This window comes from Kitasatospora sp. MY 5-36 (genome assembly GCF_001182915.1).
GTDB lineage: Bacteria > Actinomycetota > Actinomycetes > Streptomycetales > Streptomycetaceae > Kitasatospora.
The window spans coordinates 1-5,244 of the sequence record NZ_LFVW01000732.1 but is presented as its reverse complement, the minus strand read 5'-3'; the positions used below and the strand labels follow the sequence as shown (position 1 = coordinate 5,244).

The following is a 5,244-nucleotide window of genomic DNA, read 5'->3' as shown; positions in this document are numbered from 1 at the left end:
CGCGTGGCCGCCGCCCCGCGCCCGCCCGCCGGCGTCGACCTCGCGGTCAACGCCACCCCGCTGGGCCTGGACCCGGCCGACCCGCTCCCCTTCGACCCGGCCCCACTGGCGCCCGGCGCGCTGGTCGCCGACATCATCATGACGCCCGCTGAGACCCCGCTGCTGCGCACCGCCGCCGCCCTCGGCCTCGCCACCCACCCCGGCATCCACATGCTCGCCGAGCAACTGCCGCTCTACCGCTCCTTCTTCCGCCTTCCGGGGTGATCCCCCGTCCCTCCGGAAGCGGCCGACCCCCGTGGCCGCTCCCTCCCCCCTCCCCGGGAACGATCCAAACGATCATCCCACCGGCCGGTCGCCACCGACCTGACCACGCCTGATACCGTGCCATCGCCGTGGTGTTCGGGAAACCGGTCTGAGTCCGGTGCGGCCCTCGCCACTGTTGCCGCGGAGTTCCGCGGCCCTCGCTGACCGGCTTTCGCCAGCGGTCAGGGCCACTGGGCGGGCTGGTAGAGCCGCTCGGGAAGGTCGGTCGCGGCGTGTTGATGCGGAAGCCAGGAGACCGGCCACGGCGCGACATGTTCCACGAGGGTTTTGGAGAACACGTGCCCAGCGGTCAGCCGTACCCGCATCCGGTCCGATCCATACGTTCCATGCGCTCCGCGCGCTCCATGCGTCCCGTACGTCCCGTACGTCCCACAGGTCCGACACGCGTCGGCCGGGCCGTCGCGGCCCTGCTGTTCGTCGGTGTGCTCGGAGGTTGCGCGGGCGCCCCCGCGCCCGTCGCGTCCGGCGGGGCGACCGGAAGTGCCGCGCCGGTCAGCGTGGACAACTGCGGGACCACCGTGACGGTCGGCGCGCCGCCCGAGCGGCTGGTGACGCTCAACCAGGGTGCCACCGAGGTGGCCCTGGCCCTCGGGCTGGAGTCCCGCATGGCCGGTACCGCCTACCTCGACGACTCCGTCCCGGAGAAGTGGAAGGCCGCCTACGACTCCGTCCCGGTGCTCTCCAAGAAGTACCCGACGAAGGAGAGCCTCCTCGCGGCCCGTCCCGACTTCCTGTACGCCTCCTACTCCAGCGCGTTCACCGACAAGGTCGCGGGCACCCGGGAGGAGCTGCGCGGCCAGGGCGTCCCGTCGTACCTGTCCCCGTTCGGCTGCTCGGACAAGAACCAGGTGCCGCCGACGACCTGGCAGGCGGCGTGGGGCGAACTGAACGACGTCGCCAAGGTCTTCGGCGTCCCGGAGCGGGCCGCCGCGATCCAGCGGCAGCAGGAGCAGCAGCTGGCGCAGTTCACGGCGACGGCCGCGGGCAAGGGCCTGAAGGTCCTGTGGTTCGACTCGGACACCAAGACGCCGTTCGTCGGCGCCGGCCACGGCGGGCCCCAACTCGTGCTCGACGCCGTGGGCGCCCGCAACGTCTTCGGGGACCTGCCCGGCAGTTGGCAGAACGTGAGCTGGGAGAAGGTCGTCGCGGCGGACCCGGACGCCATCGTGGTCGCGGACGCCGACTGGGACACCGCCCAGTCCAAGATCGACTACCTGGAGAACGACCCGGTCCTGAGCAAGCTCACCGCCGTGCAGCGCAAGGCCTTCGTGACGGTGCCGTTCTCCGAGTCGACGCCCGGCGTGCTGCTCGCCGACGGTGCCGCCCGGGTGTCCGACGGGCTGGGCCGACTGCACCCGGCTTCATGACCGCCGCGCCCCACCCCGTCGTGCGGCCCGCTGGTCCGGGCCGCGCGACGGCGGCCCTGGCCGTCGCCGCGGCCCTGCTCCTGAGCACCCTGCTCCTCGGCCTGGCCGTGGGCTCGCAGCACGAGTCGGTCCGGACGGTGATCGAGGTCGTGGCGCGCCGTCTCGGGCTGGGCGACCCGCCTGTGACGCTGCTGGACGACCAGATCGTCTGGCAGCTGCGGCTGCCCCGGGTGCTGGGGGCGGCCGCCACCGGCGCCGGCCTCGCGGTCTGCGGCGCGGTGCTGCAGACCCTGACCGGGAACGACCTGGCCGATCCCTTCCTGCTCGGGATCTCGGACGGAGCCGCCGCCGGCGCGGTCACCGTGATCGTCCTCGGCGTCGGCGTGTCCGGCGCCGTGGGCACCGGCGCGGTGGCGACGGCGGCCTTCGCCGGCGCCCTGCTCGCCGCCGTCGTCGTCCTGGCCCTGGCCGGCGCCCGCACCCGGTCGCTGCCCACCACCCGGACCGTGCTCGCCGGCATCGCGGTCGGCCAGATGTGCGGGGCCTACACCTCGTTCGTCGTGATGGTCCTCGGGGACCGCGACGCGGCGCGCGGTGTCATGGAGTGGACGCTGGGCTCGGTCGCCGGCGTGCGGTGGCCCACCGCCGTCTTCCTGATGGCGGTCGCGCTGGTGGGTGTCACGCTCCTGGCCTCCTCGGCCCGCGACCTGGACGCCTTCGCCTTCGGCGAGACCGCCGCCCGCTCCCTCGGCGTCCACGTCGAGCGCACCCGCTGGGTCCTCGTCGCCACCGCCGCGCTGGTGACCGCGTGCCTGGTCGCCAACACCGGCGTCATCGGGTTCCTCGGCCTGGTAGTCCCGCACGTGGTCCGTCTCGTCTGCGGCCCGCGCCACGCCCTCCTGCTGCCCGTGTCGGCGCTGGTCGGCGCGTCCCTCCTGGTGGGCAGCGACGTCGTGGCGCGCTCGGTCCTCCCCGACCGGGAGATCCCCGTCGGCGTCGTCACGGCCGGGCTCGGAGCGCCGTTCTTCGCCTGGCTGCTGTGGCGCCAGGGGCGGGCCGACGGGAGGGCACAGTGACGGTGACACCCCCCGTCGGGCTGCGCGCGGAGGGACTCGGTGTCCGCGTCGGCGGAGCCACCCTGCTGGACGCGGTCTCGATCGCCTTCCGCCCCGGCCGGATCACGGGCCTGCTCGGGCCCAACGGCGCCGGGAAGACCACCCTGCTGCGCGCGGTCGCCGGACTGACCCGGCCGAGCGCGGGCCGGGTCCTGCTGGACGGCGAGGACCTCCACGCGCTCACGGCCCGCCGGCGGGCACGGCGGGTGGCCTTCATGGAACAGCAGGCGGACACCCGGCTGTCGCTGACGGTCCGTCAGGTCATCGAGCTCGGACGCACGCCGCACCGCGGCCGCTGGCCCGTGCCGACGGACTCCGCCGCCGACGCCCACGAGCGGTCCGTGGTCGCCGACGCCGTCGCCGCGGCCGACGTCGGCCACCTGCTCGACCGCTCCTGGCCGACGCTGTCGGGCGGCGAGCGGCAGCGGGTCCAGCTCGCGCGGGCGCTGGCGCAGGAACCCGACGTGCTGCTGCTCGACGAACCCACCAACCACCTCGACCTGCGCCACCAACTCGGCTTCCTCGAAACCGTCCGCGGGCTGGGCATCACCACGGTCGCCGCGCTGCACGACCTCGAACTCGCCGCCGCCTACTGCGACGAGGTCGCCGTCCTGCTCAACGGCCGGCTGGTCGCCCACGGGCCCGGCTCCGAGGTGCTCACCTCGCGCACGATCGCGGAGGTCTACGGCGTCGACGTCACCGTGGAACGCCACCCCCGGCACGACAGACCGCACATCCGGTGGAACGGACTGCTCCACGAAAGGACGACGCCATGACCTCCCCCGCCCCGGATGCCCCCGCCTCCCGCACTGCCGTGGTCCTGGTCGGCATGTCGGCCGGGGAGGCCGTCCGTCGTGACGAACTCCTCCGGGCGGCGGCCTCGCACCGGGCCTCGATCGCGTTCCTGCAGCTGGCGGACCCGTCCCTGTCGGCCGAGCTGACCAGGCTGGCCGACGCGGGCACCGAGACCGTGGTCCTGGTCGGCGTCCGCCTCACGGCTTCCGGCCCGGGCCAGTCCTGGCTCCGGCGGATCGCCGCGTACTGGTGGCGCGAGCGCGCGGGCCACCGTCCCGAACTCCTCGTCGCCACCCGCCTCGCCGACTCGCCGGACGCGGTCCCCACTGTGGCCGCGGCGACGAAGGCCGTCACCGGCACGGAGCCCGGCCTCACCTCCGCGGCCTGGGAGGACGTGCCCGGCCACCGGCACCAGGTCATGGTGTGCCGCGGCCCGCGCTGCGCGGCCAAGGGCGTGGAGGAGGGACTGCGCGCCCTGGTCCAGGGACTGACCGAGCAGGGCCTCGGCGACGACGACGTACTCGTCACCCAGACCGGCTGCCAGTTCCCCTGCAACCAGGCCCCCGTCGTCAGCGTCCAGCCGGACGACGTCTGGTACGGCAACGTCGACCCGGCCACCGCCACCCTCATCGTCACCGAGCACCTCGCCGGCGGACGACCGCTCGAATCCCACCGCCTCCCCCGCCACCGGAGGGAGCGGGCGGGCAGCCATGACGGCTGATCGCGGCCACCGGCCCGGGAGCGGCGGTCCGTACCGCGCGATACGGACCGCCGCTCCCGTCGTCGCCGCCCACCGCACCGCGTAGGCGGCCACGCTCCGCGACCCCTCCCGCGGAGCACCCCCGGGCGCGCGGCCGGGGCGGCGGCGGTAGGACGGATACGGACCGGCCGGGAGGAGAGTCCGTGAAGATCGTCGTCGACCTCAACCGCTGCCAGGGCTACGCGCAGTGCGCGTTCCTCGCGCCCCGGGTGTTCGAGCTGCACGGGGAGGAGGCCCTGATGTACACCCCGCAGCCTCCCGTCGAGCAGCGGGAGCGCGTCCTGCGGGCCGCTGCGGCGTGTCCGGTGCAGGCCATCCTGGTCGAGGACCGCGCCGAGGCCGGGGCCGGGGCCGTCGGCCCAGACAGCCCCGGCCGGGAGGGCCGGTCCGGTGTGCGGTGACCTCCGGAGCGGCCGGATCGTCGTCGTCGGTGCCTCGCTGGCCGGTCTGCGCGCCGCGGAGACGCTGCGCGACGAGGGCTTCGCCGGGCGGCTGACCGTGGTCGGCGAGGAGCGCCGACCCCCGTACGACCGTCCGCCGCTGTCCAAGCAGGTGCTGCTCGGGCGGGTGCGCGCCGAGGAGACCGCGCTGCCGCGCCGCCGCGAGGTGGACGCGGAGTGGCGGCTCGGCGTCCGCGCGACCGGCGTGGACGGGGCGGCCAGGCAGGTGCTGCTCGCGACCGGCGAACGGCTGCCCTACGACCGGCTGCTGATCGCGACGGGCACCCGGGCCAGGCCCTGGCCGGACCCCGCGCAGGCCGCCCTCGACGGGGTGTTCACCCTGCGCACCGCCGACGACGCGGCCGGGCTGGCCGAGCGGCTGGCGGCCGGCCCGCGGCGGGTGCTGGTGATCGGTGCCGGGTTCACCGGCTCCGAGATCGCCT

6 protein-coding genes, 1 pseudogene and 1 riboswitch are annotated in these 5,244 nt (G+C 75.2%); all 7 genes and pseudogenes read left to right on the top strand.

Annotated features, from left to right (window positions below):
• A pseudogene (locus AE652_RS34750) lies at window positions 1-264 on the top strand (shikimate dehydrogenase); the annotation flags it as partial.
• A 112-nt stretch (window positions 265-376) separates the two neighbouring features.
• Window positions 377-583: riboswitch (cobalamin riboswitch) on the top strand.
• A gap of 238 nt (window positions 584-821) precedes the next feature.
• Entirely contained in the window at window positions 822-1,691 is an 870-nt protein-coding gene (locus AE652_RS34745) for an ABC transporter substrate-binding protein (protein WP_199823188.1), read from the top strand.
• Window positions 1,688-2,767 (top strand): iron ABC transporter permease, encoded by a 1,080-nt coding sequence (locus AE652_RS34740; protein ID WP_049658950.1) that lies wholly within the window; start codon window positions 1,688-1,690, stop codon window positions 2,765-2,767. The genes AE652_RS34745 and AE652_RS34740 overlap by 4 nt, the downstream gene beginning before the upstream one ends.
• On the top strand, window positions 2,764-3,582 hold the full coding sequence (locus AE652_RS34735) for an ABC transporter ATP-binding protein (RefSeq protein ID WP_082346167.1): 819 nt from the start codon (window positions 2,764-2,766) through the stop codon (window positions 3,580-3,582). Before AE652_RS34740 ends, AE652_RS34735 begins: the two co-directional genes overlap by 4 nt.
• Window positions 3,579-4,322 (top strand): ferredoxin, encoded by a 744-nt coding sequence (locus AE652_RS34730; RefSeq protein ID WP_049658948.1) that lies wholly within the window; start codon window positions 3,579-3,581, stop codon window positions 4,320-4,322. Before AE652_RS34735 ends, AE652_RS34730 begins: the two co-directional genes overlap by 4 nt.
• A 182-nt stretch (window positions 4,323-4,504) precedes the next feature.
• A complete protein-coding gene (locus tag AE652_RS34725) occupies window positions 4,505-4,762 on the top strand; it encodes a ferredoxin (protein ID WP_049658947.1) in 258 nt (85 codons plus the stop codon).
• Window positions 4,752-5,244: FAD-dependent oxidoreductase (locus AE652_RS34720; protein WP_049658945.1), on the top strand; the 493-nt coding region annotated here is incomplete at its 3' end. The genes AE652_RS34725 and AE652_RS34720, both read left to right, overlap by 11 nt.

Coding starts and splice junctions, on each gene's coding strand:
- AE652_RS34740 (WP_049658950.1), top strand. CDS start 1,688: ATGACCGCCGCGCCCCACCCCGTCGTGCGGCCCGCTGGTCCGGGCCGC.
- AE652_RS34730 (WP_049658948.1), top strand. CDS start 3,579: ATGACCTCCCCCGCCCCGGATGCCCCCGCCTCCCGCACTGCCGTGGTC.